This window comes from Streptomyces sp. NPDC090442 (assembly GCF_044769405.1).
Classification (GTDB): Bacteria; Actinomycetota; Actinomycetes; order Streptomycetales; family Streptomycetaceae; genus Streptomyces.
On record NZ_JBIVXW010000055.1, the window covers coordinates 46,198 to 64,330 of the forward strand.

Consider the following 18,133-nt stretch of genomic DNA (forward strand, 5'->3'; position numbering starts at 1 on the left):
TGACTGACGACGACCTGACGGACGACCGAACGACGACCTGTTAGTGACTCGGGGTCCGGGAGTCAGGGACGGCACGGACGGGGATCATCCGGATCGGCGCCACCCGCCACCCCGGGCCGCAGAGCGGGACCCCGACGGGAGCGCGTGCCCCAGGAGGGCGCCTCCCCCTCACGTACCGTCTCCGCGGGCCACCGCGGCCGCCACCCGCTCCCGAGTGGGACAACCGGCGAGGCAACCAGTGGGGCAACTCTCGCCCGCCCACCGGCGGTTCACCGCACCGAGGGAAAGCCTTTGCCGTAGCCCGGTGTCTCCTTGACGCAGAGTTCATTACTTTTCACATACGCCACCACTCACTGGGGTGGCATCGCTGAGTGCACGTGCGCAACTCATCACCGGCAGGCCGGTCCATCCCTGACAGGACGCCACACCTGCACGATCCGCAAGCGATTCACGCCGTGTCATATCGATGTGTCATGTCGATGCCCCTGTCGATATGTCATGTTCTTGACAGTCCCCTCCTGTGAAGAGCGCGCGGAGCAGAACCACAAAGGCGTCCCCGTCCCCAGGCACCGACCGCCGGTCCCTTCCCCACGGAGGTCATTCCCTTGCGTTCGCTACGAAAGGGCAGATCCGCACGCACGCGGGGACTGGCGCACCGCGCCGTCCCGGTCCTGCTGTCGGCAGCAACCCTGGTCATCGGCGGCATGGTCGCCGCCGCCCCGTCCAACGCCGCACCCGCGGCCCACGCGTCCCCCATAGTGGCGACGCCCCACGCCAAGGTCCCCACCCACCGGCTGTGTGCGCAGCCGACCAAGCCCGGCTACATGGCCTGCAACGCGGTGGCCCGCACGGACATCAAGCCACAGCTCTCCCTGCGCCCGAACGCCGCGCCCTCCGGCTTCGGTCCCAGTGACCTGCAGAGCGCCTACAACCTTCCCCAGTCAGGCGGCTCCGGCCAGACCGTGGCGATCGTCGACGCCAACGACGACCCCAACGCCGAGCAGGACCTGGCGACCTACCGCTCCCAGTACGGCCTGCCCGAGTGCAGCACCGCCAACGGCTGCTTCCAGAAGGTCGACCAGGACGGCGGCACCAACTACCCCGCGGCGGACTCCGGTTGGGCCGGCGAGATCTCCCTCGACGTCGACATGGTCAGCGCGGCCTGCCCCTCCTGCCACATCCTGCTCGTCGAGGCCAACAGCGCCAACATGAGCGACCTGGGCACCGCGGTGAACCGCGCCGTCACCATGGGCGCCAAGTACGTCTCCAACAGCTACGGCGGTGGCGAGGACTCCACGGACACCTCCTCCGACGAGCAGTACTTCAACCACCCCGGCGTCGCCATCACGGTCAGCTCCGGCGACAGCGGCTACGGCGTCGAGTACCCGGCGGCCTCCAAGTACGTCACCGCCGTCGGCGGCACCTCCCTCCAGCAGGACAGCAGCTCCCGCGGCTGGAGCGAGTCGGTGTGGGGCTCCAGCGCGGGCGGCAACGGCGCCGGCTCCGGCTGCTCCCAGTACGACGCCAAGCCGGCCTGGCAGAAGGACACCGGCTGCGCCAACCGCACCGTCGCCGATGTCGCCTCGGTCGCCGACCCGGCCACCGGCCTCGCGGTCTACGACAGCTACCAGGCCACCGGCTGGAACGTCTACGGCGGCACCAGCGCGTCCTCCCCGTTCATCGCCGGCGTCTACGCCCTCGCCGGTACGCCGGGCTCGGGCGACACCCCGGCCTCGTACCCGTACAGCCACGCCTCCGCGCTGAACGACGTGACCAGCGGCGCCAACGGCACCTGCTCCCCGTCGTACCTCTGCACGGCCGGCACCGGCTACGACGGCCCGACCGGCCTCGGCACCCCCAACGGCACCGCGGCCTTCACCAAGTAAGACGCCGCGGAACCGCGTGCGGCACGGTGACGACCCGGTGACGCCGTAGCCGTCCAACGGCCGTCCACCGCAAGACGATCCAACGGCACAGTGCGACCGATCGTCACAGTCCGGCCCTCTTCGAGGAGCCGGACTGTGGCGGTCTGCGGTGCGTCTCGCAGCTCGTGCACGGCCGTCTGAGCCCGGGCGAGAGGAGCCTGGCACAGGCGTCCCGTCCGCGTCCGATCCGTCCGGTCCGGGCGGGCCCGGGTCCATCATTGAGCGGGAAGGTCGCCCGACGGGACCCAGGCAGACGAGCGGAGTGGAACGTGACACGCATATTGGTCATCGGTGGCGGGATCGCCGGTTCGGCGACGGCGTTGGCCCTGCACAAGGCGGGCTTCGACGTCACCGTGCACGAGGCGCACCCCAACACCGCCGAGGACATCGGGGCGTTCCTGACCCTGGCGAGCAACGGGATGCGCGCCGTGGCGCAGCTCGACGCCTCGGACGCGGTCACCGCGATCGGCTTCCCGCTGTCCTCGATGCGCCTGCTCGACGACCGGGGCAGCGAGGTGGCGCACGCGCCCATGGGCGAGGCCGGCGACGCGCTGCTTCAGTACCGGTGCCTGCGCCGCGGCGAGTTGAACGCAACGCTGCAGGGCGAGGTGGTCCGCCGGGGTATCGAGGTCAGGCACGGTGCGCGACTGGTGTCCGTGGCGGACGGCCCCGACGAGGTGACCGCGCGGTTCGCCGACGGCAGTGCCGCGACGGGTGATCTGCTCATCGGCGCGGACGGCCTCAACTCGACCGTCCGGCGCTCCCTCGCCCCCGACGCGGAGCCCGCCTACGCGGGGCAGTGCGTCTTCTACGGCTCCACGCGCAACACCCCGGTGGTGGAGGACACCGGCCACATCACCATGGTGCGGAACAGCGCCGGAACCTTCGGTTACGCGGTCTCGCCGGACGGGGAGACATACTGGTTCGCCCGGGTCGCCGGCGAGCCGATCCCCGCCGAGGAACTGGCGCACCCCACCCCGTCACGTTGGCGCGCGCGACTCCTCGACGTGCTGCGGAAGGACGCCTCCCCGGCCGCGGAGATCGTCGCGGCCTCGACCGACGCCCTCATGGCCACCAACGCCACCGAGCTGCCGCCGGGCACCCGTTGGCGCTCCGGACGGACGCTGCTCGTCGGTGACGCCGCGCACGCGGCCTCGCCGGCGACGGGCCAGGGGGCCTCGATGGCGTTGGAGGACGCCGTCATCCTCGCCAAGTCCCTGCGGGACGCGCCCGATGCGGACGGCGCGTTCGCCCTCTACGAGGCATGCCGCCGCCCGCGCGTGGAGCACAACATCACGGTCAGCGGGCAGATCTCCCGCGGCACCCGCAATCCCGCTCGCACCGGCCAGGCACCGAGTTCCCCACGCCCGGGCGACGACACGTTGGTCAGCCAACTGGCGTGGGACGTTGACCTGCGCACGGTGGGCGACGGAGTGGGCTGACGACTGGGCCCGTCCCGGGCGTCGCGGCTCGTCGGCGCCCTGTCGGGCCACCAACGGCCCTGCTGTTCAGGGCAGTTCGGACCGGGCGAACGGCCGCGCGAGGAACGGCTCAAAAGCGACGCCCACCAGGGGTCATTGCCAATCCATGGTTGTCACATGACCTTTTCTTTTCTTAGCCTGCTCTCGCGGAGCGCGACAACCGCACTCCGCACGAGCCGGCCCAGACGTCAAAGAACCGGGGGCATGCTGCTCAGGCATGCCCCCGGTCGGTTCGGCCCGTGACGCATCGCACTGACCACCAGCTCTGGCAGGCAACGGATCAGGCGCGACGCGCAACCCACGCGACCACGCATCGGAGGGTACCGTGAACCACCCCAACCGGTTAAGAGCCGCGATCCAGGCGGACGGAACCACCCCGTTGATCGGCGTCTTCGACATGTTCTCCGCGTCTTTGGCGGCGCGTCACTACGACGGGATGTTCATCTCCGGCTTCGGCTTCGCCGCGTCCCACTACGGCCTACCGGACATCGGCTTCATCGCCTGGCCCGACATCGTCGCCTTCGTGCAGCGACTCCGACTCGCCTTCCCCCGGCAGCACTTGCTGGTCGACATCGACGACGGCTACGTCGATCCGGAGACCGCGTGCCACGTCGTCCAGCAGTTGGAGGCCGCCGGCGCCTCCGGCGTGATCCTGGAGGACCAGCAGCGTCCCCGGCGCTGCGGCCACGTCGACGGCAAACAGGTCCTGCCGCTGGAGGAGTACCTGGCCAAGCTCGACATGGTCCTCCAGGCACGGCGGGACCTGCTCGTCGTCGCCCGCACCGACGCCACCGAGGAGGAGGAGATCCTGCGCCGGGCCAAGGCACTGGCCGCGACCGACGCGGACGTGATCCTGGTGGACGGCGTCCGCAGCGTCGACTGGATCCACAAGGTGCGCCGCGTCATCGGCGACAAGCCGCTGCTGTTCAACCAGATCGCCGGCGGCAAGTCACCGCGGCTCTCGCTGACCGAGCTCGACCAACTCGGCGTCGACGTCGCCATCTACAGCACCCCCTGCCTCTTCGCCGCGCAGACCGCCATCGACCAGGCGCTGGGCGAGCTGAAGCAGGCTGACGGCCGACTGCCGGAGCACCGTTCGGGCGCGGTCGGGGTCAACGAGTGCCTGGCGCTGCTGGAGCAGAACATCAGCCGCCACCACGACCGGGTCCCGGCGAACGCCGCACACTGACGCCCGACGGAAGCACCGCACCACGGCAGCACCTGCGCAGGGGCCGTGTCGCTCCCCCGTACCGGTCGGTATCGGAAGCGGTCACGCGACACGGCCCCTGCCCCTGCCCGGCCCCGCACCGCTCCCCTCCCCTTCTGCCGGAGGAACCGTGCCGCATCCCGCTCCCGACCACGCCGCCCGCCGGGTCCTGCGCCGCGTCGACTGGTACATCGTCGCGCTGTTCTGCGTCATCGGCCTGGCCGCCCTCGTCCCGGCCGACGGCGCGGCCGCCGACGGCGTCTCGCTCGCCGCCCGCCTGGCGGTCGGGCTGCTCTTCTTCCTCTACGGCGCCCGGCTCTCCCCACAGGCCGCCCTCGACGGCGTGCGGCACTGGCGACTGCACCTCCCCGTCCTGGCCCTCACCTTCGTCGCGTTCCCGGCCGTCGGTCTGGCGGCCGGACTGCTGCCGCACGGCGTGCTCGGACCCGAACTGGCCGCCGGTGTCCTGTTCCTGACCGTGCTGCCCTCCACGGTCCAGTCCTCCATCGCCTTCACCTCGATGGCCCGCGGCAACGTGGCCGCCGCCATCTGCTCGGCGTCCTTCTCCACCGTCCTCGGCGTCCTCCTGACCCCGTTGCTGGCCGTCACGCTGCTCCGACAGACCGGCGCCAGCCCCGGCGACGCCCCCATCACGCCGTCCCAACTCACCGACATCGCCGTCCAACTCCTCCTGCCCTTCCTGGCCGGCCAGGCAGTGCGCCGCTGGATCGCCGACTGGCTCGGCAGACACCGGATGCTGACCACCCTCTGCGACCGCGGCTCGATCCTGCTCGTGGTCTACTCCGCATTCAGCCGGGGCGTCACGTCCGGAATCTGGCACCGCGTTCCGCCGACCCAACTGCTGCTCCTGGCCGTGGTCTGCGCGCTGCTGCTCGGCTTCGCGCTGTCCGCCGCCCACGGCACCGCCCGCCTGATCGGCCTGCCCCGCGCCGACCGGGTCACCGCCGTCTTCTGCGGCTCCAACAAGAGCCTGGCCAGCGGGTTGCCGATGGCCACCGTGCTGTTCCCGCCGGACCGGATCGGCATCACCGTGCTCCCCCTGATGCTCTACCACACCCTCCAACTCGTGCTCTGCGCCTATGTGGCCCGCCGTTGGCCCGCACCCGCGGACCCACCGAGCGCGCCGTCCACCCCACCCACCGCGCCCGTGTCCGCGCCCGCCGCACAGGGGAAGTGAGAGGCCCTAGAGTCGGCTCTCATGCGCTCCCGTCCCTCTTCCCTCCATGACGACGTCATCGCCGACGCGGTCGCCAGGCACTGGCCGGCCGCGAACTCGGACAGCACCGGCCACGTCCGGATCGCCGAAATCGCCTATCTGCCTTGGGGGTTCGGCGCCCATCACTGGCGGGTGACCCGCCCCGGCGGCACCCTCTTCGTGACGCTCGACCAGTTGGCGCCGCGGCACACCCGGGCGTCGTTGGAAGCGGCCTACGCGGGCGCGGCGGCACTGTCCGCGGGCGGCCTGGCGGTGGTGTGCGCGCCGCTGCCCTCGCGCACCGGCCGTTTCACCGTCGAGGTCGGGGGCGGCGCCCTCAGCGTGACTCCGTGGTCGGCGGGGCACACCCCGACCGAGGCGGAGGCCCGCGAGCCGCACCATGTCCGCGCTGTCGTCGCCGCGTTGGCCACGCTGCACGACGCCGGGCCGCCGAGCGGACTGGGTGACTGGACTCCCGTGGTCGGCCCCGCGTTCGCCGAGGAGTTGCGCGCCCGGACGGCCCGGCCGTGGGCCTCCGGCCCGCTGGGGGAAGCGGCGAGGCGCGCGATCGACGCCCGTCACGACGCGATCCGGCGCTGGACCGTCCGCTACCACGAACTGGCCGGCGCCGCGGTCGCGCACCGGGACCGTTGGGTACCGACCCACGGTGAGCCGCACTTCGCCAACCAGCTCGTCGACGCCTCCGGACTGCGGCTGGTCGACTGGGAGTCGTTGCTCCTCGCACCGCGCGAACGGGACTACGGCGATCTGCTCGCCGCCGGTGCCGAGGTGCCGCACGAGCCGGCGATGACCGAGTTGTTCGCCCTCGACTGGCGACTGTCCGAAATCGCCGCATACGCCCGGTGGTTCGCCTCGCCGCACACCGGCAACGAGGACGACCACACGGCGTTGGACGGGCTGCACGAGGAGTTGGCGACGTCGGAGTGAGGCCCGCGGAGCGTGAGGTGGGGCGAGCTCCGGCCGGTCAGGCCGGTACCGCCTCCACCACGGAGAGCACCGTGGGCGTGGGCACCACGCGGGACAGGCGCAGGCCCGCCGCCTCGAAGAGCGCGGCGAAGTCCGCCTCGGTGCGCTCCCGGCCGGTGAGCGACGCCATCATCAACAGGTCCAACGCCTTGGCCTGGTGGGGCGCGTTGCCCGACGGCACCACGGCGTCCAGGACCAGGATCCGACCGCCCGGGCGCAGCGCGCGACGGCAGTGGTCGAGGATGAGCGCGCTGCGCTCGTCGTCCCAGTCGTGCAGGATGCGCTTGATCAGGTGGACGTCGGCCGGGGGCACGGCCGCGAAGAAGTCGCCGTCCGCCAGCGTCCACCGTCCGGCGATCGCCTCCTCGGTACCCAGGCGATGCCCGGCCAGGACGTGCGGCTGGTCGTAGAGGACGCCGTCCAACCCGGGGTGGCGGCGCAGCACTTCCATGAGCAGGCCGCCGTGGCCGCCGCCCACGTCGACGACCGTGCCGGCCGTCGGGAAGTCGTAGGCGTCGGCGAGCGGGGCGTTCTCCGCGTCGGACATCGCGGCCATGCCGTCGTGGAAGACGGCGGCGGTCCGGTCGTCCTGGGCGAAGTAGTCGAAGAAGGGCATGCCGAAGATCTCGTCGAACGCGGAGCCGCCCTCGGTGAGGCAGCGGCTCATCTCGCTGCCGGGCAGCCACATCGTACGGTCGGTGAGCATCAGAACGGCGGCGCGGGCGGAGTACGGGGCGTCGCTGCGGAGTGCCTGGCCGGCTTCGGTCAGCCCGAACCGGCCCTGTTCGTCCTCCGCCACCACGCCCCTGGTGGCGAGGAGGCGCAGTACCCGGTAGAGGTTGCGGGCGTGCGTGCCGGTGGCGGCGGCGAGTTCGGTGGGGGTGCGGGGGCCGTCGGTGAGGTGGTCGGCGACTCCCACGTCGGCCGCCGCGCGGAGGGCCGCGGGGTAGAGGAACCCGAGGGCCTCATCGGCGAGGAAGGCGGCGGAGCGCCGGAAGCGGGCGTCGGTGTCGGCGCCTTGGCCGGTCCTCCCGCCTGAGCCCACCGCTGGCTCCTCCTCGCCGTTGCCGTTGACGTTGCCCGCGTCCTGCTGCACGCCGTTCTCCTCCTCGGTCGCCCCGCCGCCTGCGGGGTCTGTGACGGAACCAGGCATCGGATGCCCGGGCGGCCGGTGCCACGCGGCTTCCCGCCCGTCGGCTTCCCGCCCGTCGGTGAGGATGCCCCGCGAGGTCCGTACCGATGCACCAACATCACCCACCGGGGCGGAGCCGACGATCGATTCGGGCCAGACTCCCGCCCCCGCACCTGGCATTCCCTTCGCCCCACGGTGTCGACGGAAACGTCGATAGGCGCGATTTATCAGCTCACAGGAAACACCTCTTTGACTTCTCCCGTGGGCGCTTGGAGACTCGTCAGGGCCGGCCAGGCAGCGTCGACGTCCCGGTGCGGAATTCCGGCGCGGCGACCCCGGCGCGCGACCACGGTGCCCAACTCGGGCGCGTCCCGGCATGGTTCATCGGCCCGGTTGTGCCCGCGAGCGCGGAGAACAGCAGAAGGGGACGGAGCAGACCATGAGCAGCAACGAGGGCCCGACACAGGACCCGGTCGACGACCTGTCGGTGACTCCGCCCAAGACGTGGGCGACCGGCGTGCCCGCGGTCACCCACGCGCTGCGGTACTCGCTGTCCCAGACATCGGTACGCCGCACCGCGCTGACACTGCTGAACATCAACCAGGCCAAGGGCTTCGACTGCCCGGGCTGTGCCTGGCCGGAACCCGGGCCGGGGAAGCGGCACTTCAACGAGTACTGCGAGAACGGCGCCAAGCACGTCAACGACGAGGCCACCGGGCGGCGCATCGGGGCGGACTTCTTCCGCGCGCACTCGATCGCGGAGTTGGGGCGCGCATCGGACTACTGGCTCAACCAACAGGGTCGCCTGACCGAGCCGATGGTCAAGCGGCCCGGTGCGAGCCACTACGAGCCGATCGGCTGGGGCGAGGCGCTCGGTCTGATCGCCGACGAGCTGCGCCGGCTCGACTCCCCCGACCGGGCGCTGTTCTACACCTCGGGGCGGCTCAACAACGAGGCCGCGTTCCTGTTGCAGTTGTTCGCCCGCGCCTACGGCACCAACAACCTGCCGGACTGCTCCAACATGTGCCACGAGTCCAGCGGGTTCGCGCTCCAGGAGACGTTGGGCATCGGCAAGGGCAGCGTCTCGTTGGACGACATCCACACCGCCGACCTGGTCTTCGTCGTGGGACAGAACCCCGGCACCAACCACCCGCGGATGCTCTCCGCGCTGGAGGAGACCAAGCGCAACGGCGGCCGGGTCATCGCGGTCAACACGCTTCCCGAGGCCGGTCTGATCCGGTTCAAGCACCCGCAGAAGGCGCGGGGGGTGATCGGTCGGGGCACCTCGATCGCCGACCAGTTCCTGCACATCCGCGCCGGCGGTGACCTGGCCCTGTTCCAGGCGCTCAACCGGTTGTTGTTGGAGGCGGAGGACGCGGCGCCGGGCACCGTCCTCGACCGGGCGTTCATCGACGCCCACACCACCGGTTTCGCCGACTTCGCGGCCCAGGCACGGACGGTCTCCTGGGATGACGTCCGCACCGCCACCGGGCTGTCCCGCGAGGAGATCGAGCGGGTGCACGAGCAGGTCCTGGCGAGCGGGAAGGTCATCGTGTGTTGGGCGATGGGCCTGACCCAACACAAGCACGGCGTGCCCACCATCCGCGAGATCGTCAACTTCCTGTTGCTGCGCGGCAATGTGGGCAGGCCGGGCGCGGGGGTGTGCCCGGTGCGCGGCCACAGCAACGTGCAGGGCGACCGCACGATGGGCGTGTGGGAGCGGATGCCCAAGGAGTTCCTGGACGCCCTCGGGCACGAGTTCGACTTCACCCCGCCGGCGCGGCACGGCCTGGATTCGGTGGACGCCATCCGGGCCATGCGCGACGGTAGGGCCACGGTCTTCCTCGGCGTCGCCGGCAACTTCGTGCGGGCCACCCCGGACAGCACCGTCACCGAGGACGCGATGCGGCGGTGCCGGCTCACCGCGCACATCTCCACCAAGCTCAACCGCTCGCACGCGGTGTGCGGCGAGACCGCGCTGATCCTGCCCACGTTGGGCCGCAGCGACCGGGACGTCCAGGAGACCGGCGAGCAGTTCTACACGGTCGAGGACTCGATGAGCGAGGTGCACGCCTCCCGCGGCAAGCTGCCGCCCGCCGCACCGCGGCTGCTCAGCGAGGTCGCCATCATCTCCCGGCTGGCGCGCCGGACGTTGGGATCCGAACCCGCCATCCCCTGGGAGGAGTTCGAGGCCGACTACGGCACCGTCCGCGACCGGATCGCCCGCGTCATCCCCGGCTTCGAGGACTTCAACGCCCGGGTGGCCCGGCCCGGCGGGTTCCGCCTGCCCAACCCCGTCAACGAACGGGTCTTCCGCACCCCGAGCGGCAAGGCGGTCTTCACCCGCAACGCGTTCACCATGCCGGAGATCCCCGAGGGGCACCTGCTGTTGCAGACGCTGCGCTCCCACGACCAGTGGAACACCGTCCCGTACGCGATGAACGACCGCTACCGCGGCATCCACAACGCCCGCCGGGTCGTGCTGGTCAACCCGGACGACCTGACGGCGCTCGGCCTGGCCGAGCGGGACGTGGTGGACCTGGTGAGTGTCTGGCGCGACGGTGTGGAGCGGCGGGCGGAGCGGTTCGTGACGGTCTCCTACCCCACCACCCGCGGCTCGGCCGCCGCCTACTACCCCGAGACCAACATCCTGGTACCCCTCGACAGCGTGGCCGACTTCAGCAACACGCCCACCTCGAAGAGCGTGCTGGTCCGCCTGGAACGCGTCGAGGCGGCCTGAACGTCCCGGCCCGCGGGCCGATTCCGCACGGCCACCGACGGCGCACGCCGCACGACAGGAGGAGGAGCCGGCCATGGGCCGAGTGACGGTACGACGGCGGGTGTTGCGGGTGCGGGAGGGCGTGCCCACGCCGCGCCCGGACACCCTGGCCGCCGAGGAGCCGATGGAGATCCGGGTCGGCGGGCGGCCGCTGACCGTGACCATGCGCACCCCCGGCGACGACTTCGATCTCGCGGCCGGGTTCCTGGTGAGCGAGGGCGTGGTGCACCGGGCCGCCGACGTGGCGGGCATCCGCTACTGCGCCGGTGCCACCGCCGACGGCGGCAACACCTACAACACCGTCGACGTCGTCCTCTCCCCCGGCGTGGCCGCCCCGGACGCGTCGCTGGAACGCAACTTCTACACCACCTCCTCGTGCGGGCTGTGCGGCAAGGCCAGTCTGGACGCGGTGCGCACCACGGCGCCGTGGTCGGTGGGTGGGGACCCGCTGCGCACCTCACCGGCGGCGTTGGCGGCCCTGCCCGACCAACTGCGCGCGGCACAGCGGGTGTTCGACCGGACCGGAGGTCTGCATGCCGCCGGGTTGTTCGGGGCCGACGGTGAGCTGTTGTGCCTGCGCGAGGACGTCGGCCGGCACAACGCGGTGGACAAGGTCGTCGGCCATGCCCTGCGGGCTGGCCTGCTCCCGTTGCGCGGGACCGTGTTGATGGTGAGCGGACGGGCCTCGTTCGAACTGGTCCAGAAGGCCGTGATGGCGGGTGTCCCGCTGCTGGCCGCCGTCTCCGCGCCCTCCTCGCTCGCCGTCGACCTCGCCGAGGAGAGCGGGCTGACTCTCGTAGGCTTTCTCCGCGGCCAGTCGATGAACGTCTACACGGGTGCCGAACGGCTCCGTTGACCCCCGGGAGCGAGCGATGTTGTTCCGCCAACTTGAATACCTGGTGGCACTCGCCCGGGAGCGGCACTTCGCCCGCGCCGCCCAGTCCTGCTACGTCTCCCAGCCCGCCCTGTCCGAGGCGCTGCGCAAACTGGAGGAGGAACTGGACGTGTTGCTGGTCCGGCGCGGCCGGACCTACGAGGGCCTCACCCCCGAGGGCGAGCGCATCGTGCGGTGGGCGCAGCGCATCCTGGCCGACCGGGACGCCCTCAAGGACGAGGTGGACGCCCTGCGCACGGGCCTGAGCGGGCGCCTGCGGATCGGCTCGGTGCCGACCGCCTCGGGTGCCGTCTCGCTGCTCACCGCGCCGTTCTGCGCGGCGCACCCGCTGGCCACCGTGGACGTGTTGGCGGACCTGCGCGCGAAGGACATCCTCCACCAACTGCAGAACTTCGAGATCGACGCCGGGATCACCTACCTGCCCGAGGAGACGTCCGACCAGTTCCACACGGTCGCCCTTTACGAGGAGCGGTACGTGCTGCTGACCGGCGTCGCCGACGACCTCGCCCGGCGCTCGACCGCGACCTGGGCCGAGGCGTCCCGCCTGCCGTTGTGCCTGCTGACCAGGCGGATGCAGGGGCGGCGGGTGCTGGACGAGGTGTTCGCGGAGGGTGGTCTGCAACCGGTTCCCAGGATCGTGACGGACTCGGTGGCCTCGCTGTTCGCCCAGGTCAGGACCGGGCAGTGGGCCAGCATCGTGCCGCATGCCTGGCTGCATGTCTTCGGCGTCCCGCACGGCATGCGGGCGGTCCCGTTGGTGGAACCCGTCCACACCACCCCGATAGGGCTGGTGGTCACCGCCCGGGAACCCGGTTCGGCCATGGCCCGCGCCCTGCTGGAGACCGCCCGCCGCACCGACGTCGCCGCGGTCCTGGACACCCTGCCGGGCCATCCCCCGCTCTGATCAACGCCCGGACCGCGCTCCGTGCACAGCGCCGCCCGCTCCGGGCCCGACTGCCCCGACCGGTGGACGCCGCGGTTGCCGTGGCGCCGGCGCCGCCCCGCCGCGAACGGGCGCACCGGCAGTGCGTACGATCGACCGGTCCGTCCCGTGAGGAGCCCCGCCCGGTGTCCGCAGTCGTCCCACCGCCACGCGCGGCCGCCCGTTTGCTGACGGTGCGCCAACTCCCGTACACCGAGGCCGGCGAGGAGTTGGACGCCCTGCTGTGGTCCGCGGGTCCCGGCTGGCGGATGATCAGCTCAGCCGTCCTCGGCGGCGGCATCGGTGCCCGTGCCTGGGTCCTCAACGCGCAGGTCTCCCACGGCTATCGACGCACCGACCCCGCGCGGCACCTGTCCGAGCTGGCCCGGGGCGCGGGCGTGCGGGGCGACGGCGTCGGGCTGATGACGGCCGCCGACGTCTCCCGGTACGCCCACGCACAGGACGGCGGCGCCGAGGCGGTCGCCACCTCGGGCATCTCCGTACGCGGTTGGGCCGCCGCTCCCGCAGCGGGCACGCCGCTGCCGGCCGCGCCGGGCACGATCAACATCATCGCCGCCCTCCCGGTGGCACTGACCGATGCCGCCCTGGTCAACGCGGTGGCCACCGCCACCGAGGCGAAGGTCCAGGCACTTCTCGACCGGGGCTACGACTGTTCCGGAACCCCCACCGACGCGGTCTGCGTCGCCGCGCGCCAACCCCACCCCCACGAGCAGTCCCATGCCTTCGCCGGCCCCCGCTCACTGTGGGGCGCCCGACTGGCCCGGGCCGTCCACGACGCCGTACGCACCGCCACGCCGACACCGTGAACGGCACGTCAACTCCTCGCCTCCGGCCGGACGTTGACTCCCCCTCAGCGGGCCAGGCGCGGGAAGAGCGCCTCGGCACTGCCGCGGTTGACGGCTTCGGCCTGGCCGGGGGCGAAGTCGGGGTAGGTCTCCAGGAAGTGGTTGTAGTAACTGCCGGCCTGCTGGGGCGCGAAGGGCCAGTCACTGCCGTAGAGGACGTGGCCGGGTTCGGCGAAGGCGAGCAGGGCGGGCAGGGCGCTGGGGCTCGCGGCCAGTGCGGTGTCGAAGTAGAAGCGCTTGAGGTCGCGCAGGACCTCGTCGGAGGGGCGGTCGGGGTCCGTGGCGATGGGCGCCAGGCCGGAGAAGCGGTAGGCGGCGTAGGGCAGGAAGCCGCCGCCGTGGGAGAGGATCACACGGACGTCGGGATGGCGGCTCATGACGCCGTTGAGCACCAGGTTGAGGGCGGTGCGGGTGGTGTCGAAGACGTAGTCGGCGAGCGGGGCGGGGGTGCCGGGCAGAAGGGGCATCGGGGGCTGGGCGGGGTGGATGAAGACGGTGGCCCGGCGCCGGTCGAGCTCGGCCCAGAGAGGTGCGAAGTCGGGGTCTCCCAGGTAGCGACCGTGGACGTTGGACATCAGCACGACCCCGTCGGCACCGAGGGTGTCGAGCGCGTGGGCCGCCTCGGCGACGGCGGCGTCGACGTCGGGCAGCGGGATGCTGGCGAAGTGACCGAAGCGGTCCGGGTGGTCCTTGACGACCTCGGCGCCGTACTCGTTGACGGCACGGGCCAGGGTGCGGGCGTCGGCGTCGGCACTGGCGCCGGTGTCGAGGTGGACGCCGGGCGAGGTGACCGAGAGCACGCCGGTGGCGATGCCCTGCTCATCCATCATCGCGATCGCGCCGCTCGGGCTCCAGGCCGGGATCGGCCAGCCGCCGGAGTCCAGGCCGCGCGCGGCGAGGGCGTCGGCCCAGACGGGCGGGACGATGTGCTGGTGAACGTCGATGCGGGCAGGGAAGTCCATGGTTCTTCGCTCCTCTACTCCTCATTAGTTAGCAAGCTAATGAATTTACTGAGTAAGCTAACAGTCATGCGAGAGAGCAGCAAGCACCAGACCGACCAGGCCCCGAAGTCGGCCCCCGACGAGCAAGGCGTGGAGGAGCTGGCACGCGCCGCTGACCAGCTCTTCTACGCCATGCGTCGATCGCGGGCCGCCACCGCCGGCCGCTCCGCGACCGGGCTGTCCACGGCCCAGCTCGCCCTGCTCGCCCCCCTGACGGCGGACGACGGGAGCGAGGGGTTGCCGGTCGGCAGGCTCGCCGCCGGCGCGGAGGTCAGCGTCCCCACCGCCACCCGCATGCTCAAGCAGCTCGAAGCCAACGGGGTCGTCAGCCGGCGCCGCGCCGAACACGACGAGCGCCAGGTCCTGGTCCGACTCACCGACGAGGGCACGCACCGACTGGAAGCCGTGCGCACCGAACTCCGGGCCCGCCAGTCCCGCGCCCTGTCCCACTTCACCCCGGACGAGCGCCGGTCACTCGCCGCGCAACTGCACCGGCTCGCCGAACTCATCAACACGATGCCCGGGGCGGATTCCACACCGGGGTGACGGGAGCGGACTCAACGCCACGGTGCACGGCCCGGAAGCGCCGACCGACCGCTACCGCCGCTCGCCCTCGGCCCTCCGCAGGGCAGCCGCCGGGAACGGCGTCCGCTTGCTCCGGGTGAGCAGCCGGCGGTGGAAGTCGTCGAGGAGGAGCGCGGACCGGGCGTGCCGGTCGAGCAGGGCGGCGACCCGTGGGGGCACGTCAGGGCGGCGGCCGGCCAGCCAGGCACGTAGGCGGGCTTCGGGGCTGACGACGGTCTCGCAGTCACCGCCCTGGCACGCGTCGGGGAGGACGTGGTAGCGCAGGAGGTGCCAGGGGGCGTAGTAGCGGTCGTAGTCGAGGTGGTCCGTCAGGAACGCGGCCTCCTGGGGCGAGAGCGCGAAGTCCCGGCTCAGCGCCAGGCCGAAATCCGCGAAGTACACCTGACGGCCGTCGGTCAGCAGGTTGCGGAAGTGCGCGTCGAAGTGCACCAGTCCATGGGAGCTCATGAAGGCCGTCCCCCGGGCCAGTTCGTCCTCCACCCATTGGTAGTGCCCACCGGCCTCCGACGGGGTTCGGGCCGCGGTACGGGCGGCGGCGAGCCAGGCGGCGAGGGTCTGCGGCAGGTGTTCCAGGAAGAGCATCAGACTGGCGGAGGACCGGCCGATGGCCTCCAGCCGGCGGCGTACGGCGGGTTCCCCCTCCCAGTGGGCGACCGCCCCGTCGATGCCGCCGAACTCGTCGACGAACCCTTCCGGCGGGCCGTCGGGCAGCACCCGCCAGTGGTACAGCAGGGGAAAGCCGGCGTGCGCGCCCGCCAGGACCCATCCGGTGGTCAGCAGGTGTGCGGCCAGCTCGCGCCAGGCACCGAATCCGGCGGAGCCGATCCCGTACTGGTAGCAGAGCGGCAGGTCGAAGAGGTTGGCGGTCGAGCGCAGGTGTTCCCGGCGCAGTTCGAGGTCGGTCAGCGGGATGCGTTTGACGAAGACGTGCACCCCTTCGACGTCCAACTGCGCGGCCCGGCCGCCGATCCCCACCTCCTGGGAGGGGGCCGCGGCGATCGCGTCGCGCAGCCGTTGGTCACCGAACTGGGACAGCCGGGTCCCCACCATCGCGTAGGCGGAACGGCGCGCCGCGCGCCGCGACTCGGCTTCGTTCATCGGGAACTCCAAGGTGACTGCCACACAACCCTTGACGTCGCATCATGCCACCGCGCAGCGAACTGGCCATCATTCCAGCACAGTTGGGCGAACTCAGCGCTGAAGGATTGACCTACTCTAACCGGACCGGCGAAGGCGCACCATGCCAGCGTCTCAAGAGGAGCGACCGCTCACGCCGACAGAAGGGGAGCGCATGGCGAGGTTTTCTCGGCAGCTGACCTGGAGGGTTCTTCCGGCGACATCGGCCGCTCTTGTCTTGCTGGCAACGATCGCCCACTTCCAACCGGCACTCTGCTGGATCGCCGCACTCACCCTGATGGTGATTCTCGGGCCAGCGCCTACGAGGAAGGCGATCGGCAACGCGGATGCAGGCTCAAGGAGCGGCACCGCAGTTGACCACCCGGATCGCTGACTTCGCAGCACCACGAACCCGCCAAGAAGCGCTGGAGCGGGGAAGTCGTCACTCAGCGCCCCTGGCGGCGAGACGCGTCGAAGCGGCGCAACACCCTTACCACACGCCAGACCGCGGCGGTGACGGCCAGCACACCACCAGCCGCCAGCAGGCCCTTACCTGCCGGCTCGGCAACGCCAACAACCAGCGCAGGGACCAGCGCCACGGCGAAGACGGCCGCCGGCTGACGGAAGGTGACCTCGTCGCGACGGGCCCCGAACACGCCCGCGATCGGCAGCGCTCAGCCCGGCTTGGTGGCGGAGACCACCACGGTGGGCGCCCAAGGGCCGCTCCACCACATTCGTGCCCCCGCACCGCGGCGGGCCACGTCGGACAATCCGAGTCGTTGCAGATCAGCGCCGTACTGGCGGGTGTTGCGGAGATCGGCGACGACGAGGCGGCCGCCGGGCCTGAGCACGCGGACCGCCTCCTCGATCGCCGAGGTGCGGCCGAGGGGATCGGAGATGTTGTGGATCGCCAGACTGCTGAGCACGACGTCGAATCGACCGTCCTCGAAGGGGAGTTGGGTCATATCGGCCGTGTGGAGCTCGACGCGGTCGGCGACGCCTTCCGCCCGTGCGTTGCGTTCGGTGACGGCGGGGTGGTTGCCGCTTTGGTCCTGACTGCGCCACAGGTCGACGCCGTAGGCCCGGCCGCCGGGAATGCGGCGGGCGGCCGCCAGCAGCACCGCCCCTCGCCCACAGCCCAAGTCGAGGATCTGCTCGTCGCCACGGAGCGCCAGTTCGTCGAGGAGCTTCTCCCAGACGAGGAACTTGCCGCGCCGGGTCACGTACAGGAACAGCCCCGCGGCCGCGAGTGCCACGCAGCCGGCGAAGACCGCCCAGGGCGCCGGAGCGAGGCCGTCGACGGCCAGGGAGACCACGCCCCAGCCCAACAGCCCAACGCCCGCCACCCCGTACAGCGCCGGAACGTAGGGGGCGTCGACGCCGTACGTGCCACGGCGCGCCGCCGAAGTCCCTTTTGATGTGCGGTAGTTCAAGGTCCCTCCCGGCCCCTCACCGTTCCACGTGGTCAGTCCCACGGTAGTCCGTCCCAAGGTAGGGCTTCCGCTGGTGACTTCCCGCCCCGCTGGTGACTGCCACTTCTGACTGCCGCTCGTGGCTGCCAGGTGTCACGGCTGCGGTGGCTGTCAGTGCGACCTTGCCGCGGCCGGAGCGAGCAGGACATCCGCCGGGTCGGAGATGGCGCATCTCGACATGCGAGGCGGGCGGTGTGACAGATTCCGCGGATGGAGGGGAGGCGGAAGTGGCCGGCCATGACGTGGCATCTGGGGGTGGGGCGGCTGGGCGCACCGACGTGCGAAGGGCAGTGCGCCCAGCCTCGTCCCGTCCGTCCATGCCCGACGGGCCTGCTCCGACGCTAGGGGCTGGCCAGGCAGGTCGCCAGGCAGGCAGGTCCGTCCTCGGTACGCGCGAGGGAGCAGGGTCCGGGCGGGCTCCCGGTTCTACTCAGGGGTCTTGGCCGCGATCCTGGAGCCTTTTTCACGTGTAGATCATGAGGGTGAGGATGGCTGCGGCGACTGACGTGAGCTTGTTCGGGCTGATGCGGGCGTGGCGGAAGATCCGCC

Annotated in this window: 15 protein-coding genes; 10 read left to right on the forward strand and 5 right to left on the reverse strand. The window is 71.6% G+C overall.

Annotated elements, in window-relative coordinates; all coding sequences use genetic code 11:
- Nucleotides 1–824: 824 nt before the first annotated feature.
- The 5 genes from ACIQU6_RS31315 (at nucleotide 825) to ACIQU6_RS31335 (ending at nucleotide 6,777) form a co-directional block, all read left to right on the forward strand.
- Nucleotides 825–1,886 (forward strand): peptidase S8, encoded by a 1,062-nt coding sequence (locus ACIQU6_RS31315; RefSeq protein ID WP_403485101.1) that lies wholly within the window; start codon nucleotides 825–827, stop codon nucleotides 1,884–1,886.
- Between the two features lie 308 nt (nucleotides 1,887–2,194).
- Nucleotides 2,195–3,367: an FAD-dependent oxidoreductase gene (locus ACIQU6_RS31320; RefSeq protein WP_403485084.1), complete on the forward strand. Its 1,173-nt coding sequence runs from the start codon at nucleotides 2,195–2,197 to the stop codon at nucleotides 3,365–3,367.
- A 364-nt stretch (nucleotides 3,368–3,731) separates the two neighbouring features.
- A complete protein-coding gene (locus ACIQU6_RS31325; RefSeq protein ID WP_403485085.1) occupies nucleotides 3,732–4,595 on the forward strand; it encodes an oxaloacetate decarboxylase in 864 nt (287 codons plus the stop codon).
- 148 nt (nucleotides 4,596–4,743) lie between these two features.
- On the forward strand, nucleotides 4,744–5,811 hold the full coding sequence (locus ACIQU6_RS31330; RefSeq protein ID WP_403485086.1) for a bile acid:sodium symporter family protein: 1,068 nt from the start codon (nucleotides 4,744–4,746) through the stop codon (nucleotides 5,809–5,811).
- 21 nt (nucleotides 5,812–5,832) lie between these two features.
- On the forward strand, nucleotides 5,833–6,777 hold the full coding sequence (locus ACIQU6_RS31335) for a phosphotransferase (RefSeq protein WP_403485087.1): 945 nt from the start codon (nucleotides 5,833–5,835) through the stop codon (nucleotides 6,775–6,777).
- Nucleotides 6,778–6,814: 37 nt separating this feature from the next.
- Here the strand turns inward: ACIQU6_RS31335 and ACIQU6_RS31340 are convergent, their stop codons facing one another.
- The gene (locus tag ACIQU6_RS31340) at nucleotides 6,815–7,912 is read right to left on the reverse strand and encodes a methyltransferase (RefSeq protein WP_403485088.1); all 1,098 of its coding nucleotides are present in this window, start codon (nucleotides 7,910–7,912) and stop codon (nucleotides 6,815–6,817) included.
- A 475-nt stretch (nucleotides 7,913–8,387) separates the two neighbouring features.
- On the opposite strand from ACIQU6_RS31340, the gene ACIQU6_RS31345 reads away from it, so the two are divergent.
- The 4 genes from ACIQU6_RS31345 (at nucleotide 8,388) to ACIQU6_RS31360 (ending at nucleotide 13,371) form a co-directional block, all read left to right on the forward strand.
- Nucleotides 8,388–10,688, forward strand: a complete 2,301-nt coding sequence (locus ACIQU6_RS31345) for an FdhF/YdeP family oxidoreductase (protein WP_403485089.1) — start codon at nucleotides 8,388–8,390, stop codon at nucleotides 10,686–10,688.
- A 73-nt stretch (nucleotides 10,689–10,761) separates the two neighbouring features.
- A complete protein-coding gene (gene fdhD, locus ACIQU6_RS31350; RefSeq protein WP_403485090.1) occupies nucleotides 10,762–11,583 on the forward strand; it encodes a formate dehydrogenase accessory sulfurtransferase FdhD in 822 nt (273 codons plus the stop codon).
- 16 nt (nucleotides 11,584–11,599) lie between these two features.
- Entirely contained in the window at nucleotides 11,600–12,526 is a 927-nt protein-coding gene (locus ACIQU6_RS31355; RefSeq protein WP_403485091.1) for a LysR family transcriptional regulator, read from the forward strand.
- Nucleotides 12,527–12,690: 164 nt separating this feature from the next.
- On the forward strand, nucleotides 12,691–13,371 hold the full coding sequence (locus ACIQU6_RS31360; RefSeq protein ID WP_403485092.1) for an adenosylcobinamide amidohydrolase: 681 nt from the start codon (nucleotides 12,691–12,693) through the stop codon (nucleotides 13,369–13,371).
- A 44-nt stretch (nucleotides 13,372–13,415) separates the two neighbouring features.
- Here ACIQU6_RS31360 and ACIQU6_RS31365 read toward each other — a convergent pair whose 3' ends face one another.
- Nucleotides 13,416–14,372 (reverse strand): amidohydrolase family protein, encoded by a 957-nt coding sequence (locus ACIQU6_RS31365; RefSeq protein WP_403485093.1) that lies wholly within the window; start codon nucleotides 14,370–14,372, stop codon nucleotides 13,416–13,418.
- Nucleotides 14,373–14,438: 66 nt separating this feature from the next.
- Here ACIQU6_RS31365 and ACIQU6_RS31370 point away from each other — a divergent pair, with 66 nt between their 5' ends.
- Nucleotides 14,439–14,957, forward strand: a complete 519-nt coding sequence (locus ACIQU6_RS31370; protein WP_403485094.1) for a MarR family winged helix-turn-helix transcriptional regulator — start codon at nucleotides 14,439–14,441, stop codon at nucleotides 14,955–14,957.
- 51 nt (nucleotides 14,958–15,008) lie between these two features.
- Here ACIQU6_RS31370 and ACIQU6_RS31375 read toward each other — a convergent pair whose 3' ends face one another.
- From ACIQU6_RS31375 to ACIQU6_RS31385, 3 genes are all read right to left on the reverse strand, one after another.
- The gene (locus ACIQU6_RS31375; protein ID WP_403485095.1) at nucleotides 15,009–16,094 is read right to left on the reverse strand and encodes a protein kinase family protein; all 1,086 of its coding nucleotides are present in this window, start codon (nucleotides 16,092–16,094) and stop codon (nucleotides 15,009–15,011) included.
- Between the two features lie 464 nt (nucleotides 16,095–16,558).
- Nucleotides 16,559–16,768, reverse strand: a complete 210-nt coding sequence (locus ACIQU6_RS31380; RefSeq protein ID WP_403485096.1) for a DUF6332 family protein — start codon at nucleotides 16,766–16,768, stop codon at nucleotides 16,559–16,561.
- Nucleotides 16,769–16,786: 18 nt separating this feature from the next.
- Nucleotides 16,787–17,545 (reverse strand): class I SAM-dependent methyltransferase, encoded by a 759-nt coding sequence (locus ACIQU6_RS31385; protein ID WP_403485097.1) that lies wholly within the window; start codon nucleotides 17,543–17,545, stop codon nucleotides 16,787–16,789.
- Nucleotides 17,546–18,133 lie beyond the last annotated feature (588 nt).